The 18,460-nt window shown below is 56.4% G+C and carries 12 protein-coding genes; 6 read left to right on the top strand and 6 right to left on the bottom strand.

The window, feature by feature from the left end:
• Nucleotide 1: 1 nt before the first annotated feature.
• The 3 genes from AB1L30_RS24340 to AB1L30_RS24330 all read right to left on the bottom strand — a co-directional run bounded on the left by AB1L30_RS24340 (nt 2) and on the right by AB1L30_RS24330 (nt 4,081).
• A complete protein-coding gene (locus AB1L30_RS24340; protein ID WP_367016865.1) occupies nt 2-2,791 on the bottom strand; it encodes a hypothetical protein in 2,790 nt (929 codons plus the stop codon).
• Nucleotides 2,792-2,871: 80 nt separating this feature from the next.
• Nucleotides 2,872-3,387: a peptide chain release factor-like protein gene (locus tag AB1L30_RS24335; protein ID WP_367016863.1), complete on the bottom strand. Its 516-nt coding sequence runs from the start codon at nt 3,385-3,387 to the stop codon at nt 2,872-2,874.
• A 7-nt stretch (nt 3,388-3,394) separates the two neighbouring features.
• A complete protein-coding gene (locus AB1L30_RS24330; protein WP_367016861.1) occupies nt 3,395-4,081 on the bottom strand; it encodes an SDR family NAD(P)-dependent oxidoreductase in 687 nt (228 codons plus the stop codon).
• Nucleotides 4,082-4,157: 76 nt separating this feature from the next.
• Between AB1L30_RS24330 and AB1L30_RS24325 the strand changes: the two genes are divergently transcribed.
• On the top strand, nt 4,158-4,634 hold the full coding sequence (locus AB1L30_RS24325) for a DUF309 domain-containing protein (protein WP_367016859.1): 477 nt from the start codon (nt 4,158-4,160) through the stop codon (nt 4,632-4,634).
• Here AB1L30_RS24325 and AB1L30_RS24320 read toward each other — a convergent pair.
• From AB1L30_RS24320 to AB1L30_RS24310, 3 genes are all read right to left on the bottom strand, one after another.
• Entirely contained in the window at nt 4,631-5,050 is a 420-nt protein-coding gene (locus tag AB1L30_RS24320) for a hypothetical protein (protein ID WP_367016858.1), read from the bottom strand. The genes AB1L30_RS24325 and AB1L30_RS24320 overlap by 4 nt on opposite strands.
• Before the next feature lie 193 nt (nt 5,051-5,243).
• A complete protein-coding gene (locus tag AB1L30_RS24315) occupies nt 5,244-6,098 on the bottom strand; it encodes a DUF4105 domain-containing protein (protein ID WP_367016856.1) in 855 nt (284 codons plus the stop codon).
• A 118-nt stretch (nt 6,099-6,216) separates the two neighbouring features.
• On the bottom strand, nt 6,217-7,005 hold the full coding sequence (locus AB1L30_RS24310; protein ID WP_367016854.1) for an HAD-IIB family hydrolase: 789 nt from the start codon (nt 7,003-7,005) through the stop codon (nt 6,217-6,219).
• A 98-nt stretch (nt 7,006-7,103) separates the two neighbouring features.
• Between AB1L30_RS24310 and AB1L30_RS24305 the strand changes: the two genes are divergently transcribed.
• The 5 genes from AB1L30_RS24305 to AB1L30_RS24285 all read left to right on the top strand — a co-directional run bounded on the left by AB1L30_RS24305 (nt 7,104) and on the right by AB1L30_RS24285 (nt 18,450).
• Nucleotides 7,104-8,000 carry a PfkB family carbohydrate kinase gene (locus AB1L30_RS24305; RefSeq protein ID WP_367016852.1) on the top strand — a complete coding sequence of 299 codons (897 nt, stop codon included), beginning with the start codon at nt 7,104-7,106 and terminating at the stop codon, nt 7,998-8,000.
• Nucleotides 8,001-8,060: 60 nt separating this feature from the next.
• Nucleotides 8,061-10,193 carry an HAD-IIB family hydrolase gene (locus AB1L30_RS24300; RefSeq protein WP_367016850.1) on the top strand — a complete coding sequence of 711 codons (2,133 nt, stop codon included), beginning with the start codon at nt 8,061-8,063 and terminating at the stop codon, nt 10,191-10,193.
• A complete protein-coding gene (locus tag AB1L30_RS24295) occupies nt 10,177-12,162 on the top strand; it encodes an alpha-amylase family glycosyl hydrolase (RefSeq protein WP_367016848.1) in 1,986 nt (661 codons plus the stop codon). The genes AB1L30_RS24300 and AB1L30_RS24295 overlap by 17 nt, the downstream gene beginning before the upstream one ends.
• Nucleotides 12,163-12,435: 273 nt before the next feature.
• Complete coding sequence (locus AB1L30_RS24290) at nt 12,436-15,849, top strand: transglutaminase family protein (RefSeq protein WP_367016846.1); 3,414 nt, start codon at nt 12,436-12,438, stop codon at nt 15,847-15,849.
• Between the two features lie 51 nt (nt 15,850-15,900).
• Nucleotides 15,901-18,450 carry a circularly permuted type 2 ATP-grasp protein gene (locus AB1L30_RS24285; RefSeq protein ID WP_345093531.1) on the top strand — a complete coding sequence of 850 codons (2,550 nt, stop codon included), beginning with the start codon at nt 15,901-15,903 and terminating at the stop codon, nt 18,448-18,450.
• Nucleotides 18,451-18,460 lie beyond the last annotated feature (10 nt).

Genomic DNA, 18,460 nt, shown 5'->3' with positions numbered 1-18,460 from the left:
CTTAAAACTGTTTGCCTGGCGGCGTCAAAACCGATTTCGGGGCAGGGATTTCCTCTGCCTTTGGTTCTTCAGGCGGAAGTTCTTTCGGCTTCGCTTCCTTCGCCGAACCACCGAAGGCACCACCCAGGTCAAACAAGTTGAAGCCTGGCAGCTTGAGCCCAGGGGCTGGCTTTTCATTCTGCATGTCGATCTGGGCATGCAGTTCGACCAGCGATTCGTCGACGTTCAAGCGAGCGTCCATCCCTCGGAACCAGGTCATCAGGTTCGCCTGGTAGTCTTGGCCTTCCTCATTCCAGGCCGTCGAAACCCAACGCTGCGTGCCGTTCGGCTCGGCAACGTACTCAAACGTACCGCCCAACGGGTCGAGGAATTCGAGGTTCAGCAGTTGTTCGGCGAACGCCTTCGCTTCCGGGGCAGGCACACCCAGTTGATTGTGAACGTCCTGGAAGAAAGTCGCATTGGCAAGGCTGCCTCGTTTCGAGAGGGCCTGAGCCAAGCCGTTGGCCAGCGGTGTGATCTGAGCGTTGGAAACGTCACCGACATGCATCCGCACCTGAGCGGGATGCTTGTCTTCGACCAGGGCCAGATTCGGCGTGACTTCCTGCAAGATGTCAGGGAAGAACGAAAGGGTCGAGAACCCATTCCATTCTCGTCGCCACAATCCGAACGGCAGCTGCGAATAGCCATAGGCATCGGCAGGGGGCGGACTGATCAGCGGGAGACTATCGAGAAGCCCCGGCTTCGGCCAGGCAGTCAAATAGCCTGGAGTGGCCTTCAGCATCTTCAGCGTGTTGAAGAAACCTTGGTTGGCGAACTCTTCGATCGGGAATGGCAAGTCCTGGACGGCGACGGCGTAGTGCGTCACCCCACCACTCCACTTGCCATTGAGCACGGCCTGGAAAGCGGCGACGTCGCGAGGGCTGGTCGCGATATGGTTGGGCAGGGGAGGCCCGAGGAACGACAGCATCTGGCTGAAGTTCGATTTCTGGAACGGTGAGACGCGGGCATCGATTGCGATCCGCTCTAACCCTTCGTCATTCAGTTTAAAGCGATTGATACCGACCAGAATTGGATTCATCTGACGCCACTGCGTCATGTGGAACTGACGCAAGGCGTTATAGTCCGCCATCTCTTGGGCCGTCATCCCCACGATGTCCATGTCGGGGATTGGCACGAAGTGCCCACGTCCACCACGGATTGAATCGCCGAGCGTGTCGCCGGTGATAATCGTATGACTGCCGTCGGCACGCTGGCCGAAATTGCGGGGCAGGAAACCAGCCGCGATTAAGCCTTCGACCGAGGTGTCTTGATACCCTTCATGGGTCGCCGCGGCCGATGCCATCTGCTGCAGTTCCATCTCGACCACGCTTTGGAGGCGACGCCGCATTTCTACGCGATACTGCGGCGAGTACAACCCACGGAAGAACTCGGACGAAAGGAACGCGAAGACCGTATCGTCGCGGCTCACCGGCATCAGCGTTCGGGCATACTGGAATTCACGCGTCTGCGCGAGACTGGCGTTGGTTTCTTCGAGGGTAAGGAACGCTTCGATAATCGAACGCGATGTCGTTACCAAATGGAAGTCACCACGAGCAGCATAAAACGAGCGAAGCGTGTTGTCAGGCGTCGAAAGGAACGAAACGTCTTTGCCAGCGATCTTGATCGTCTCGAGCTTGGCGCCTTCTTTTTTGAATTCTCGCAGCGCGTTCTGACGGTTCTTGCCGATGTCGTTTGCCAGCAACATGCTTTGTTTCGCATGGAATAGCATGCCCAGCGCGGCACCTTCCCGGGTATACGTATCGCGGCCGATCAGGGCGACGTCTTGCACGACCTGGCTACCGAAGACTTCCGCCAATTCCGATTGTTTCAGCGCCAACTGACGCTGCACCACCTTGTTCAAGTGGAACGATACCCGGCGACTAGCCACCATGCTGGATAGATCGCCACCGTTACGCTCGAGCAGTTTGTTGAGCCAAAGGTAATTGCCTAGCGAACCGAAGCGGACGTAGAAGCACTGTGCCGGCACGTAGTTGGCGATCGGTTCGATCACGACATCGGCGGCAGGTTCTGGGACGGCCAGGGGAGCAAACGGAATCGGCTCGGCGATCGGTCCGAGCTGCTGGTTTGGGCTGATCTCGTTGTTCATGATCGAACGGAGCATGGCGTCATGCACCTTCTCGGTTCCCAGCAGCAACATCAGCGACTGGCTGGGTGCGAGGGCCGAACGATCTTCGAGGATCTTCTCACTCAGCGGTGGTGCTTCCAGTCCCATGCGGCTGCCGAGCATCATCGACAAATAAGTTTCGAGGACCGGCGAGTGGGCACTGGTCCCGGTGCTTTCGCGGAAGACCTCGTTGTAGGTTCGCCACCACTGACGCATCGCGTTGCGGTAGGCACCCTGGCGGTAGGGACGAGGATTCACGCGAACGCGCTGTGGTGTCGGCGAGTTGACAACCACGTCGAGCGGAGCGGTTCCGCGGAAGAGGAAGTGGACTTCCAAATGCTGCGGAGGAGTGACCTGGTCAGCCCCCATTAGGGACTGCAGCAGTGGCAGGGTACGCTTGGTTTTGAAGACCGGATAGAAGACGCGTCCTTCTTGATCGGTGATCGAGAACGCGCCACTGTCGATTGGGTCGCCAAAGTCGGCTCGTTGGAACGGAACCGTAATCTTGCCGACACTCCACGGATCGCCTGCGACGGCGTTCACGTCCTGGGCATAAACGCCTTGAGCGGAAAGGCCGACCAGCAGCAAGGATCCGCAAACGACGATACGTTGAGTCAGGCTGAACATCGAAAGGCACTCCAAAACAAAGGATTTCACTGCAACCCATCGTTTGTCTGGCTGCGTGATGTGTCAAGGGAACTTCCACCCTACTTCAGGGGCTTGAGTCCCAGCTGCTGGCGTTTGGTGTTAAGCAGGGCAAACGCCGAAGGCTCGTTTTTCAAGAATTTCACCAACTGGCTCGACGAACACCCCAGTTGGCTGGCAGCGGCAGCAGCATTCCAGTCGTGCTGCGTCAGGACCGAGATCGCTTCGGCCAGCAGCGAGGGAAAATCGTCGTGAGTTGGGTTCACGGCAATTTTTCCACTACGGACCCGGGATCGCCAAAGTTCGCTGGGGGAACTGGACAGATCGAATTCGTCGCTCGGAGTCAGCGCCAGCACGATCCTCAGGCGAAAGATCGCTTCCTGACGATTGGCTTCCTGGCTCCGCCGTTCGTTGGCCTCGGCGGATTTCCCGGAAGGCCCGTGCTGAATGACAACGGCAGTCTCGACTTTGTTGCGGTGCTGACCGCCAGGACCGCCGCGACGAAGACGTTTCAACTCGCATTGCTTCAGCAACACGTCCGCCGGCCAGGCAGCAGGATGATCGATTCCAGCAGGCATAACGACCTTACTTCACGATACTGATCGACTGGCCAGATTCTTCCGTCCCGAGCGACAGAATGAATGGCACCGCATACGCGGCCCAGGCCTCCGGCTTCGGAGCACTCGAGGCGCCGTCGGCGAAACACTTCTCGAGCATCTCGGTATGGATCATCCCAGGTCCCAGAGGAATCGCCGACATCGTTTCCGGCAGTTCCTGCGAAAGCGATTTGGTCAGTCCTTCGATTGCGTACTTCGTCGCGCAGTAAGGGCCAACGTTGGGCGAAGTCGAGCGTCCCCAGCCAGAGCTGAAGTTCACGATCACCCCTTCGCCACGCGCCACCATCGTCGGCACGAAGGCCTTGATGACGTGAAAGACTCCCTTCACGTTGATGTCGACAATGTGCGAGAACTCGTCGATCGGAACGTCCCAGACCGGATTACTTTCGTTGATGATCGCGGCGTTATTGATCAACAGGTCAGGCGTACCGAACGATTCGATCACCGACTGACCCCAGTCGCGGACATCGAGCCAGTTGGTCACGTCGACGACATCGAAGCGGTGTGGCGCCCCGTGCGTATCGCAGAGCGATTCGATTCGATCGGCCGAGCGGCCACAGCCGGCAACATGGTGGCCAGCGGCAATAAAGCCGTCGACCATGGCACGTCCCAGGCCCTTGGTCACGCCAGTGACGACGATTTTTCGGGCGGTCATGGGAAGTCCTCTCTGAATGGTTGTCGAAACGTGCTGCAGTGCGTCATTACAATGGGAGGCGAGGCCCAACGCAACCATGGTGAATCGAATCACACGCTACGAACCAGACTACCCGCTGCCGGAATCTGCCTATGTTCCGGGAATCAATGCGCGGCCAACCACCTCGCTGGAAGGGGAGTCGCCGGCGCGGCTGCTGCGGATCGGCGTCGACTTGTTCCATCACGGCTTCTATTGGGAGGCCCACGAGGCGTGGGAAGCGTGTTGGATTGCCGCCGGAAGAACAGGGGCGATGGGGGATCTGCTAAAAGGGTTGATCCACCTGGCGGCGTCGGGCGTGAAGGCCCGGCAGGGCTCGACGCATGGGGTTCAAGCCCATGCCGAGAAAGCTTGCCTGGCCTGGAGCGAGCTGAGAGAAGACCTTGATCTCGCTTCGCTGAGTGAACTCACCGAGCAGGTGCGAAAGGTCTGTCAGACACCCAAGCGTTTCCTCTGCGATTCGCAGGAAAACGTGGTCGTCGTGTTCGACATCCGTATCGAATTAGCGCGTGGTTAGTTCTCGGATTTCGCTACCGAGTCTATCTTCGGTGTCAGGCCGCGCCGGTACTCGCGTGGGAGATAATCCCGCTCGACAAGTTCCGGATCGTGCTGCGTCCAAGTCTCACGCATGTTCTGTCCCACTACGCTGCGGATGACATCGCCATCACGCCAGGTTGTGGTATAGGCTCCGTCGCTCCAACGTTTCCGCGGAACTTGCCAAGAGCTCTTCAACAGACGCCATGCCGTGACATTGAAACGGGCATCGCTTTGCGACCATTCATAGAAGATGACCTGGTCGAAGATCAATCGGCCTTGGGAATCGTAGTAGTGGTTCACCTCGATCAGGTCGACCTGATCCTGGACCACTGGCGTATGGGGCGAGGCCCCCAAAATCATCCACAAGGCAGCTACCGAAAAAGTAACACCACTCATATCGTTCCTCCCTAACGGTCCATCGTGTAAGGGCAGTTTTGTGGCAGAGTAGGGTGTATCTATATTCGAATTTCGGATGACACAATGTCGATTGATCAGGATTTATGAAGGTCTGCCGAAAACCGCAGAAAAAAGCAGAGAAGTCTAGCTAGCGAGAAATTTGGGGGCCGGCACCGCAAAGATTGCCAAATCGTTAGCGGCGAATGTATTGCGAGAAATTCGCGTCGTCGCGATAGCGTTCTGCCAGTTGATTGATCTTCGATTCGTCACGCAGCTTTTCAAACGGGACGCTGGTGTCGAGCAGGCCAAGCGAATAGGCGTATTCGTCGCTGTAGCCTGGCAGCATCACGCGGATGTCGTAAGGAATGCTCTTGGGCGAGATCTTGTTGACGTGTGAGACGATGTTCGTCGTGCAGTTGTTGGTCAACGTGTTGTAGAACTCGGGTCGAGCCGCCAGTTCGTTGGCCCGCTGGATCACGTCGACAAACAGTTCCTGGGCCTGTTTTGGCGAGGCGATCGTGCGATAGAGATAGACGTCGCTCTTGTAATAGTTCGAGCTGAGGTTGATCACGTCGCGTTCGTCACCGATGACGTACATCAGCTCGTATTGGTTGAAAAAGCCTTTCCACGCCGAGTATTCCTCGTTCGACTCTTTGCGAATTTCAACCGAGGAAACCAGGTACTGGCCATCCTTCATGCCGAAGCTCAGCATCGTGTGGGCAACGCTGGGTGAGTCTTTGAAGGGGACTACAATGAAGTCGACCGACTGCACGTCCGAGAGTCGGACGTTCTTATCGTAGTACTGCACGATGTATTCGTCCGCCGACGCGTAGCGACAGTTACGAACGTTATGGATCGTGACCTCATCGCCGACGATGTCGCCGATCGGCAGCTTCGATTGATCAGGTGCCCACGTGCGATTGTTGGAAGGCTTGATCGCTTTGCATCCGGTCGCAACCAAGGCCAGACACAATAGACCCCCAGCCAGGCAAAGTCGCAGCCAGGCCTGGTAAGGAAGTGGTCGGTTTGTGGCGGAAGGCGAAGGCACCGGGGAGCGTCGTCACGGGGAAATCGATTAACAAACTTTCGCGCGACAACTTATAGGAAATCGAGTGCTGGCAACGCAACGGCAGTTGAAAGAATTGCTAGCGAAATTGTTTAGTCTGCTAAATCAGCCCAAAGTGCCGACAGCCGGCTAAAACCCCGCTCGTCGCTGGCTTTTCTGCGACGTAGAGCAGGGCCGGCTCGTGTTCGTAATGAGCTCGAACGGTCTCGACCAGGTCTAAGGCTGCGTTGCCGACAACAATCGTCCGGTATCCAGCCGTCATCGCGGCGAGGTCGTTGCCGGAGTCACCCGAGAAGACCAACTCGGAGTTGTCCATCCCGGCGTGCTCGGTCCACCACTGCAACGCGTAAGCTTTCGAGACATTGGTCGGCAAAAGGTCAATCAGTCCATCGCCGTTGAAAGGATCGACGCTGCCAATAACGTGATAAGGGGCTTCGTGGCGGGTAATAGTGTCTCGCACGCTCTTGATAATTTTCCGGAGCTGATCGGCGTCGCAGTAATAACTGAGCTTGAACTCGCCTTGCTTCTCTTCTTCCTGCTTCCGTAGATCGGTCTCTTCGGCGAACAGTTCATGGACGCGGCTGGTAGGGAAGTCGCCGACCAGCGAACGGAGGTGTTCGACGTAAGCGGTTGCCAGTTCGATCGAGCCAGATTCGTCGCGGCGGTAAACGGACGTACCGACATCGCAGATAATCCAGGCTGGCAATGGCAGACGATGCTGCGTGATCGCATCCTGAACCGACTCGAGATGCCGACCGGTGACAAATGTTAACGTGACTTGTTTTGCTTGCAACTCGGCACGCAATGTGTCCAAGTCGTGTTCGTTTTCCGGCTTTTTGGAAAGCGGGATTAACGTTCCATCCAGATCGGTTGCCAAGACCTTGCTCATGTCGGGTCGCCTTCGTCGATTTGAGTTTGTCCCATGAGAGTGTTACAACAGTATGTCGGAATTACTAAACAATCAGTTTAACAGCTAGACGATTCAACGTGTCGAAACTGAATTCTTCTCGTTCGCCTCTGATCCTGGGCGAGGTCCTTTTCGATTGTTTTCCGGACGGTCGTCAGGTTTTGGGGGGCGCTCCCTTCAATGTTGCCTGGAATCTGCACGGGATGGGATTCGCGCCAACGATGGTTTCTTCCATCGGCAAAGATGATGCCGGTCAGAAGGTTTTCGACGCGATGACCGAGTGGGGCATGCGAACCTCGCAGATGCAGACCCGCGACGACAAACCAACCGGAGCGGTCGAAGTGACCCTCAAGGGAGGCGAACCTGCCTACGATATTTTGCAGGACCGCGCGTGGGATTATATCGAACGACCGGTGATCGAAGACTATTCCGAGTTTTCGTATCTCTATTACGGCAGCCTCGCTTATCGCAGCGAGAAGACGGCCGAAACGATCCGCACGTTAATTGAACGAAGCGGTCTACCCAGGTTTGTGGACCTGAACGTACGCCCTCCGTGGTTCGATGAATCGTGGGTCGAGGTGCTCGTTAATGAAGCGGATTGGCTGAAATTGAACCACGAGGAACTTCAGCGAATAACCGGAATTTCATGCGATTCGACTGACAACGTCCGGCGAGCAGTCGATAAAGTCCGTACGGCGCATAAAGTCGCCAATTTCTGTATCACATCTGGCTCGAAAGGAGCCTTTCTTGCCACAAACGACGGTGATGGCATTGAAATTGCTGTCACTAAGCCAGATCCTCTCGTCGACACGGTCGGTGCAGGGGATGGATTTGCATCGGTCCTTCTTGCTGGACTGATTTCGGGCCGCCCTTTGCGACAGGTTGGCGATGCGGCATCCCGATTCGCAGGAAAAGTGTGTCAAAACCAAGGGGCGACTCGCAATGATAAGTCGTTCTATAACGACGTCTTTGCGTAATCGATTCCGAGGTGCGACACTTGCTTCCAACAACCAACAACCTTCGAAGAATGACTCTCTATGAAGATCGCTCTGATAAGTTTGCACGGCTTAATCCGCGCCAACGACGCAGAATTAGGACGTGATGCCGACACGGGTGGCCAGGTAAAATACGTCTTAGAACTGGCCGCCGAACTAGCCAAGCAGCCCGGCGTAACGGAAGTCGAGCTGTTGACCCGACAGATTATCGATGATCGGGTCTCCGACGATTATGCCCAAGTGGAAGAACCGATCTGCGAAAACGCGAAGATCGTTCGTATTCCCTTTGGACCGAAGCGTTACATCCGTAAAGAATCGCTTTGGCCCTACATCGAATTCTTCGTTGACCAAACACTTGCTCACTTCCGCCGCGCCGGCCTGCCCGACCTGATTCATGGGCACTACGCCGATGCTGGCCTGGCGGGGGCCCAATTGGCGCGTCTCTTACACATTCCCTTTGTCTTCACTGGACACTCGCTCGGTCGCGTCAAGCAAGAGCGACTTCTCGCGAAGGGAAAATCGATCGAAGACCTCGAACGCCGCTACCGCCTCTCGGCGCGCATCGAAGCAGAAGAGGTCGCACTCGAAACGGCTTCGATGGTGGTTGCCAGCACCAACCAGGAAGTCGAACAACAGTACGAGAAGTACGAAAACTACGTGCCGGATCGGATGGAGGTGATCCCGCCGGGCGTGAACCTCACCGATTTTGCTCCGCCAAAGGCGGCCGAAGACACCTACAAGATCGGCCCGGCAATTGAACGCTTTCTCCGCGATCCTTGCAAGCCGCCGCTGATTGCGATGGCTCGGCCAGACGAGCGCAAGAACCTCGAGATGCTGGTTCGCGTTTATGGCGAAAGTAAACGTCTACAAGAGCTCTCGAACCTGGTTCTCGTGATGGGAACGCGTGAGAACTTGAAAGACCTGGCGCCTGCCCAGCGGCGAATTGTCGAGAGCATTCTGGGCAAGATCGACGACTACGACCTGTATGGATCGGTCGCTTATCCGAAGATGCACGCACCCAGCGATGTGCCCGATATTTATCGCTGGGGAACGCAGCGCCGTGGTGTGTTTGTGAATCCGGCGTTGACCGAACCGTTCGGCCTGACGTTGTTGGAAGCGGCGGCTGCTGGGATGCCGATCGTCGCCACGAACGATGGCGGCCCTCGCGATATTATCGCCAACTGTCATAACGGTCTGCTGGTCGATCCCCTCGATCCCGAAGCGATCGAGAAAGCCTTACTGCGAATGCTCACCGAGCCGAAGCAGTGGGATGAATGGTGCGAGCAGGGTAAGGTAGGGGCCGAAAAGCATTATTCGTGGGCGAACCATGCGAAACGGTATTGGCGCGACGTCAACGACATTCTAGCTCACTCCGCCGAACCTGTCCTGGCTTCCAGTTCCAAGATTCGCCGGATGCCGAACTTCGATCGCTTGATCATCACCGATCTCGACAACACGTTGACCGGCGACGATCAATCGCTGCGTGAGTTTTTGGAAGTGATCCGCGAGCACGATTACATCGGATTCGGCATCTCGACCGGGCGTCGACTCGACAGCGCGATGGAGCTGATCGAAGAGATGAACCTGCCACGTCCCGACTTGATCTGCGCCGGCGTCGGTACCGAGTTGTACTATGGCGAAAGTCTCACCAGCGACCGGACCTGGAGAAAACAGATCGGGTTGCACTGGACTCCGGACAAGATTCGGGAATTGTTTGAAGGTGTTGAAGGGATCTTCGTGCAAGAAGACTTCCAGCAGTCCGAGTTCAAAATCAGCTTCGATCTCGATAAATCGGTTGGGCCATCCATCCCGCAGGTGAAGCGAATGCTTCGCGAAGCAGGCATTCGTGCTCGTGTCGTGTTTTCGAGGGACATGTATCTGGACATTATTCCGAATCGAGGCGGGCCAGGCGTGGCCGTGCGACATGTGCTGTATAAGTGGGGTTTTTCCCCCGAAAAAGTGCTGGTTGCCGGGGACAGTGGCAACGACGAAGGGATGTTGAAGGGAAGAACGCTTGGAGTGGTTGTAGGGAATTACAGTCCTGAGCTCGAGAGACTAAGGGACTGGCCCCGGATCTATTTCGCCGAAGGGCACCATGCACGAGGTATCCTGGAGGGAATCAACTATTACCAGTTTCTAGAAAACATCACGATACCCAATGATCGTCACGAGTAGGAATGGACAACACGACCAGCTGCAAACCGAAGCGGAGATCTCGCTTAAGCGGCTTCTTCCGCGGTTGGAAGCGGTTTGGTCAGAAGAAGAGACGCAAAACGGACTAGCGCGTGATTTCACGCAGCGACTTGTCCACGAGTGGCCTCGTCTGTTCCGGTTGCTCTACACGCTGTACCACGGTCGGTACGATTTCTTCTATCACCTGGAAGAAATCTTGTTCACGGCCGCACGCGGCTGGAAGCAGCGTGGCGACGAGCTGCGCGAGCAAGACGATCACCGCCGGAACGACCCGACCTGGTTCGAGTCGGAACGGATGGTGGGTGGTGCGCTCTATGTTGATCTGTTCTCGGAAAACCTGAGCAAGCTGCGCGAGTGCATTCCGTACTTCAAAGAACTCGGGCTGACTTACGTTCACCTGATGCCGCTATTCGCGGTACGTCCTGGTGATAACGATGGTGGCTACGCGATTAGCAACTATCGCAGCGTCGACCCACGGCTAGGGACAATCGAAGACCTGCAGCTGCTGGCGGATGAACTGCGCGCGGCCGGAATCTGTTTGTGTCTCGATTTCGTGTTCAATCATACGTCGGACGATCACTATTGGGCCCAGCATGCTCAAGCCGGGGATGTCGAGTATCAGCAGTATTATTACTGCTTCCCCGATCGCCACATGCCCGATCAGTACGAGCGAACGCTGCGAGAGATCTTCCCGACAGTTCGTCGTGGCAACTTCACGTGGCACGACGGAATGCAGAAGTGGGTTTGGACCACCTTCAATAGCTTTCAATGGGATTTGAACTATCACAATCCTGCCGTCTTCCGGGCGATGCTCGAAGAGATGTTGTTCATCGCCAATACCGGTGTCGACATTCTTCGTCTCGACGCGGTTGCTTTCATCTGGAAGCAGATGGGCACGAACTGCGAGAACCTGCCGGAAGCGCATCTGCTGATTCAAGCGTTCAACTGCCTGGCCAGCATCGCCGCGCCAGGGCTAGTCTTCAAGTCGGAGGCGATCGTTCATCCGGACGAGGTGGTGAAGTACATCGGTGCGAATGAGTGTCAGATCTCGTACAACCCAACCTTGATGGCGCTGCTGTGGGAATCGCTGGCAACACGCAATACGCGACTGCTAAAGAAGTCGCTCAGTCATCGCCATAAGCTTCCCATCGGGACGGCGTGGGTGAACTACCTCCGTTGTCATGACGACATAGGTTGGACATTCGACGACGACGACGCCGGCCAACTTGGAATTAACGGCTACGACCACCGTCAGTTCCTCAATCAGTTTTATACCGGGCAGTTCCCAGGCTCATTCGCGCGTGGGGTGCCTTTCCAGCACAATCCAACCACCGGCGATATGCGGATCTCAGGGACCTTGGCTTCGCTGGCCGGCCTCGAGCAGGCGATCGAATTCCACGACCCGAAGCTGATCGAAATGTCGGTCCGGCGGATGTGTTTGCTGTATGGCATCACGCTGAGCATCGGTGGTATCCCGCTTCTTTACCTGGGTGAAGAGTGGGGCATGCTGAATGATTATGATTTCGTGAAGGATCCGGCCAAGGCGGGGGACACCCGTTGGATCCACCGTCCCAAGATGAAGTGGGAATATCTGCAAGACTTCCAGCAGGATGTCGACGAGCAAAACGGCGGGGCGATTCGCGGAAAAATTTTCCGCAAGATCCAGCGTCTGATTTCGTTACGAAAAAAGCTTCCGTCGCTGGCTGGCCAGGGGATGGACCTCGTTCCGGTCGATAATCCGCACGTATTGGGTTTTGTGCGACATAACGAGGGTAATCGAACCCTCATTCTGGCAAACTTCACGGAAGAATCGCAGCGTGTTCCGGCCAACAATATCCGGACCGGTGGATTGGGTCGATTTTTCCACGATTTAATCTCGGATGAAGAAATCGCGACGCATGATGATCTAATCATGCAGCCTTATGGGCTTCTATGGCTAGAACGGATCTAGCGGGGCGATTAGGCTGGTGCTGGCTCGGAATTGGGCCCCATGTGCACAAAATTTTAGCACCTGTCAGCAAAACCTGTTCTAAGTGGTAGGTTTCTGGCGTCACTACGCATTTGGCCCGTCATTTGCAATCCGGTTAAGCGGATCGTGCCAAATGCAGGAAGGCGGCACTGGGTACCTTGTTTTGTTCGAATTTGTCGAGCGCCCGGGTCGACTATTGCCTTCATGCACCCCGTGGCATTTCTCTCCCGCGATTCGACATCCTTTGAGGCTTCTATGGCGATCCTGACGGCGCTCCATCACTCGACCAAATACACTTACGACCGCAAGATCGGGCTGGGGGCACAGACCATCCGCTTGCGTCCAGCCCCGCATTGCCGGACGCCGATTCACAGCTACTCGCTGCGGATCAGTCCTCAGCCTCACTTCATGAACTGGCAACAAGACCCGCACGGCAACTTTGCGGCCCGTGTTGTCTTTCCGGAAACGGTCGATCATTTTCAGGTCGACGTCGACTTGATTGCCGAGATGACGGTGATCAATCCGTTCGACTTCTTTCTCGAGCCTGACTCGGAAGAATATCCGATCACCTATAAAGAGCCGCTGAAGACCGACCTGGCTCCCTTCCTGGAGGAAGAAGAGCATGGCCCGCTGCTGACGGAATACCTGAAGGGGATCGATACGACCCCGCGTCGTATCGTCGATTTCCTGGTCGCGCTGAATCAGAAGCTGCAGAACGATATTGAATACACCGTCCGCATGGAACATGGCGTCCAGACGCCTGAAGAGACGCTCGAAAAGCGACTCGGTTCGTGCCGTGACTCCGCCTGGCTGATGGTGCAGATCTTGCGTCACTTTGGTTTGGCTTCGCGCTTTGCGTCTGGCTACATCTGCCAGTTGAAGCCAGACATCAAATCGCTGGACGGGCCTTCCGGTCCTGAGCAAGACTTCACCGACTTGCATGCCTGGACGGAAGTTTTTCTTCCGGGGGCAGGTTGGGTTGGTCTCGACCCAACTTCAGGATTGTTTGCCGGGGAAGGTCACATTCCACTGGCATGCACGCCAAATCCAATCACCGCCGCGCCGATATCGGGAACGCTGGAAAAGTGTGAAGTCGAATTCGACTTCGACATGAAGGTGACACGCTTCCACGAAGATCCTCGCGTCACCAAACCGTACACCGACGACGAATGGAACAGCATCCAGTCACTTGGCCACGAAGTAGACGAACACCTCAAGCGTGTTGGCATTAAGATGACGATGGGTGGCGAGCCCACGTTCGTCTCGATCGACGACATGGAAGGGGACGAGTGGAACACGGCCGCTGTCGGTCCCACGAAGCGCGGTTTGGCCGACAAATTGATGCGTCGCTTGTTCAAGCGATTTGGTGAAGGGGGCTTTTTGCACTACGGTCAGGGCAAATGGTACCCTGGCGAATCGTTGCCACGCTGGGCGTTTCGATGTTATTGGCGTCGCGACGGCGAGGCAATCTGGCAAGACCCGTCACTCTTCGCCGAAGATGGGGTCGACTATGGTCACGATGCCGATACCGCGATGCAGTTCACCCGTCGCCTGGCCGAGCAGTTGGGTGTTGAACCGAACCACGCTAATTACGCGTATGAAGACGCCTTCTATTACACCTGGATGGAACGTCGGTTGCCTGTCAACGTCGACGTCCACGATTCCAAACTGGAAAACAAAGAAGAACGCCTCCGGATTGCGAAGATCTTCGAGCAGGGGCTAACATCGCCGGTCGGCTGCGTGCTGCCGGTCCGTTACCTATGGTGGGCCGCCCAGCCTTGCTGGGAAAGTGGCGAATGGGTCGTCCGTAGCGACGAACTGTTCCTGATCCCTGGCGACTCGGCGATGGGGCTGCGGTTGCCGCTGCACTCGCTGATCTATGAGACAGAAGGTCAAACGGCGGCTCTCTTCCCACTCGATCCAATGGGCGAGATGGCTCCGCTGCCAAGCTATGCTGAGTTCATGTCGCGTCGTTCACCGGCGATGGTAGGAGGCGACTCCGGCAAGCCTTGGTCGATGAAGACTGCCGCTGGTGAAGAATATCGAACCGCGGCCCGTTTGCAAGGAATGAGTGGTCAGAGTCTCGACTCGGATCAGTTCTTCTCGCCAAACGACTGGGGTGGCGATGGTTCGACCGCTCAGATCAACCAGGTCGTTCGCACGGCCTTGTGTGTCGAGCCTCGCAACGGCTGTCTGCATGTCTTCATGCCGCCGGTCGATCGGATGGAAGGCTACCTCGAACTGCTCACCGCAGTCGAAGCCGTCGCGACCGAAATGGGAACGCCGATCTGCATCGAAGGTTATTTGCCACCGCATGACGACCGAGTGGAACATCTGAGCGTGACGCCTGACCCAGGCGTGATCGAAGTCAACGTTCATCCAGCGAATAACTGGCAAGAATTGGTCGATATCACCACGGGCGTGTACGACGACGCTCACCATACCCGTTTGGGAACCGAGAAATTCAATCGCGATGGAACTCATACCGGCACCGGTGGTGGTAACCACGTGGTGCTGGGTGGCCCTACGCCGATGGAAAGTCCTTTCCTGAAGCGACCTGATATTTTGCGAAGCCTGATTGGCTATTGGCACAATCATCCATCGCTGTCCTACTTGTTCAGTGGCAACTTCATTGGGCCGACCAGCCAGGCTCCGCGTGTCGATGAAGGTCGTCGTGATTCAATCTACGAATTGAAGATCGCCTTCGAGCAGATCCCCGATAAGGGGCAGTTTTCGCCTTGGTTGGTGGACCGGGTTTTCCGCAATCTGTTGACCGACATCACCGGCAACACCCACCGGGCCGAGTTCTGCATCGACAAGTTGTTTTCGCCTGATAGCAGTGCCGGACGCCGCGGTTTGTTGGAGTTCAGGGCTTTTGAAATGCCTCCACACGCGCAGATGAGCCTGACCCAGCAGTTGTTGTTGCGGGCTTTGATGGCTCGTTTCGCCGAGCAACCCTACAAGGCGTCGCTGGTCGATTGGGATACCAGTCTGCACGACCGCTTCATGCTGCCGCATTTCAACTACCAGGACTTTGCTGAGGTTATCGAGGAAACCCAGGACGCCGGTTTCCGGCTCGAGCCTTATTGGTTCTTACCTCACTTCGAGTTCAAATTCCCCAAGGTAGGGGAATTCACTCATCGAGGGGTTCAGGTTGAACTGCGAAAAGCGATTGAGCCATGGTATGTCCTCGGAGAAGAAGCAGGACAAGGGTTTACGGCACGGTACGTCGACTCGTCGCTCGAGCGAATGCAGGTTAAAATTCGGGGAGCAATTCCTGGCCGGCACTACTTAATGTGTAATGGCCGACGCATTCCGCTGCATCCGACCGGTACCGAACAAGAATTTGTAGCAGGCGTTCGTTATCGAGCCTGGCAGCCACCTAGCTGCCTGCACCCCACGATTCCCGTGGACGAGCCGTTAACGTTTGATCTGTACGATGCCTGGTTCCAACGAAGTTTGGGTGGTTGCCGCTACCACGTAGGGCACCCGGGGGGGAATAACCCAGATGCCTTCCCGGTGAATGCCTTCGAGGCCGAGTCGCGACGCGGCAATCGGTTCGAGAAAATGGGGCATACACCTGGTTATGTTGAACTTCCGCCGGACGAGTCCTCGAGCGAATTCCCCTTCACGCTCGATTTGAGACGGGGTAAAACCAAGCATCTGTAACCCCACGCAGGGAATGCGTAAACACCTCATTTTGGACAGCCCGAGGTCTCGGTGACCAGAATTCCCGCACAAAACGATGCGTCCGCCGATCTGTTTGCGCCGTATAAGCCAATTCCTGACATATACGACGAATTACATGACGGATCGAAAATTCGCCCCTATTGGCAGAGCTTTGTCGATGGGATGCGAGATATCGGCGCTGGTGAGTTCCAGCGTCGTTGGCAACAAATGCAGAAAGTTCTCGAACGCACCGGCATGGCCTATGTCGGTGCCGGGATCGGCAGCCCGGAACAAGATCGTCGTGCCCGACCATGGGAACTTGATCCGCTTCCGGTCTTGTTGCCGGCCGCCGAATGGGAACAAATTACCCGCGGCTTACGCCAGCGTGGACGGCTGCTTCAGCTTGTCCTACAGGACCTGTATGGCCCACAGGAACTAATTCGTAGCGGCATCTTGCCGGAAGACGTGTTGTTTCGCCATCCAGGCTTCTATCGTTGTTTCCATGGACAGAATCCCCCTGGGAATAACTATCTGTATTTCTACTCCGCCGATCTGTCTCGGTCGCCCGATGGCAATTGGTGGGTTCAAGGGGATCGGACCGAGTCTCCTTCTGGCAGCGGCTTTGCGCTTGAAAACCGGATTATCCAATCCCGTTTGACGCCAAGTCTCTTCCACAAAGAGAACGTCCAGCGCTTGGCCGGCTATTTCATGATGGTGAAAGAAGCCGTGCTGCGAGCATGCTCGCGAGTGACCAACCCAAGGGTCGTCATTCTGAGCAACGGCGCCGAGAGCCCGAACTATTTCGAGGACGCCTATCTCGCCCGCTACCTTGGTTACACGCTGGTTGAACCGGCTGACCTGGCCGTCCGCAGCAATCGCGTGATGCTGAAGACGTTGGGTGGCTTGCTGCCGGTCGATGTCATTTTGCGTCGTCCAAACAGTGACCAGTGCGACCCACTGGAGATTAGTCATTCGACCGGCGGCATTCCGGAACTGCTTCAGGTCTGCCGAATGAAAAATGTCGTCGTGCTGAATCCACTTGGGTCAGGCATCGTCGAGTCGCCGATCTTCATGACTTTCATGCCACAGTTGTGCACGCACTTGCTGGGCGAGCCGTTGATTTTGCCAGGCGTGGCAACATGGCGTTGCGGGGATCCGGATGCGCTGAAGTACGTGGTCGAACACATCGACAACCTGGTGATCAAGCCAGCCTATCGACGCCGTGGGTTAAAGTCGCCCATCTATCGCGTGCGGCAAGATGGCGATCGCGAAAAACTGATTCGTATGATCCAGGCCGATCCGCACATGTACATCGCCCAGGAACAAGTCGTTCGGTCGACCAGCCCGGTCTATTCCCGCAAGGGGCTACGGCCGGCGCATATCGCGCTACGTTCGTTCGCAGTGCTGGGGCAAAACGAATTCGAGGCGATGCCAGGTGGGCTGGTCCGTTTGACCGGCGAACTGGAGCCCCTCGAAGCGTCGCTGCAAGTTGGCGAACGAAGCAAGGACGCGTGGGTGTTATCGTCCGCCCCGATTGCGCGGGTTAGTCTCCTGAAACAGCCCGATCACGTGGTCGAGCTGAAGCGAACCGGCGGCGAACTGCCGAGCCGGATCGCTGAGAATTTGTACTGGCTCGGACGGAATCTGGAGCGAGCAGACGTGACCGCTCGCATTTTGCGAACCACCATCTCGCGGCTCACCAGCGAAGAGCAACTGAGCGAGATGCCCGAAGTGGTCATCCTGATGCGAACCATGGCCGAGATGGGAATCATCGAGACTGGCTATGGGGTCGCCGAAATGCGGATGCAGTTGCCGCCGATCGAACGCTCGCTGGCGGCGAACATCTTCGACGAACAGAATCCAATGAGTTTGCGTTCGATCGTGACGCAGATTTTCCGGCTCACTTCCCGCAGTCGCGACCGCGTGTCGGCCGATAGCTGGCGAGTGCTGCACCGGGTCGATCAGAGCTTCAAGCCGCCATCGACCGGATACTGGGATTTGTCCGACTGTTTGGCCCTGCTGGACGACCTGATCCTCGATCTGGCTGCGTTTAGCGGTATTATCTCGGAAAGTATCACACGGACGCAGATCTACCATTTCCTGGACATGGGCCGCCGGATGGAACGTGCGACGCAAAGTTCCAAGCTGATGCGGAACTGCCTGGTCTTGCCAAGCGGTGATCTGACAGCGATCTTAGAGGCCTTGCTAGAGATCTCGGATAGCTTGATTACCTATCGCTCGCGTTACCTGGAAGAAATGCACCTCGGGGCAGTACTCGATTTGCTGGTGACCGACGAAACGAATCCCCGTTCGATCTCTCGGCAATTGGCCCAGTTGCTCGATCACGTTAACGACTTGCCGAACGTCGCCAACCATGCCGGATATACGGTGGAACAGCGTCTGGCGATGTCGCTTCTGCACGAAGTGCGGATGTTTGACGTGACAAGGGTAAGGGCTCCTGATGCCTTGGTGGCGGGCGAATCGTTGCACTTGTTGCTGCAAGAAATCGAATCGCTACTGCCGAAACTATCGGACGTCGTGAGTCAGCGCTACTTGGTTCACGCGATGCCTCAGTCCCACCTGGTCGAGATTCGCCCCTAGTTGGAACGCT

The sequence above is a fragment of the Bremerella sp. JC817 genome, from assembly GCF_040718835.1.
In the GTDB taxonomy this organism is placed as follows: Bacteria; Planctomycetota; Planctomycetia; order Pirellulales; family Pirellulaceae; genus Bremerella.
Note: the sequence above shows the minus strand (reverse complement) of the source record. Positions and strands in the feature narration are given on the sequence as shown.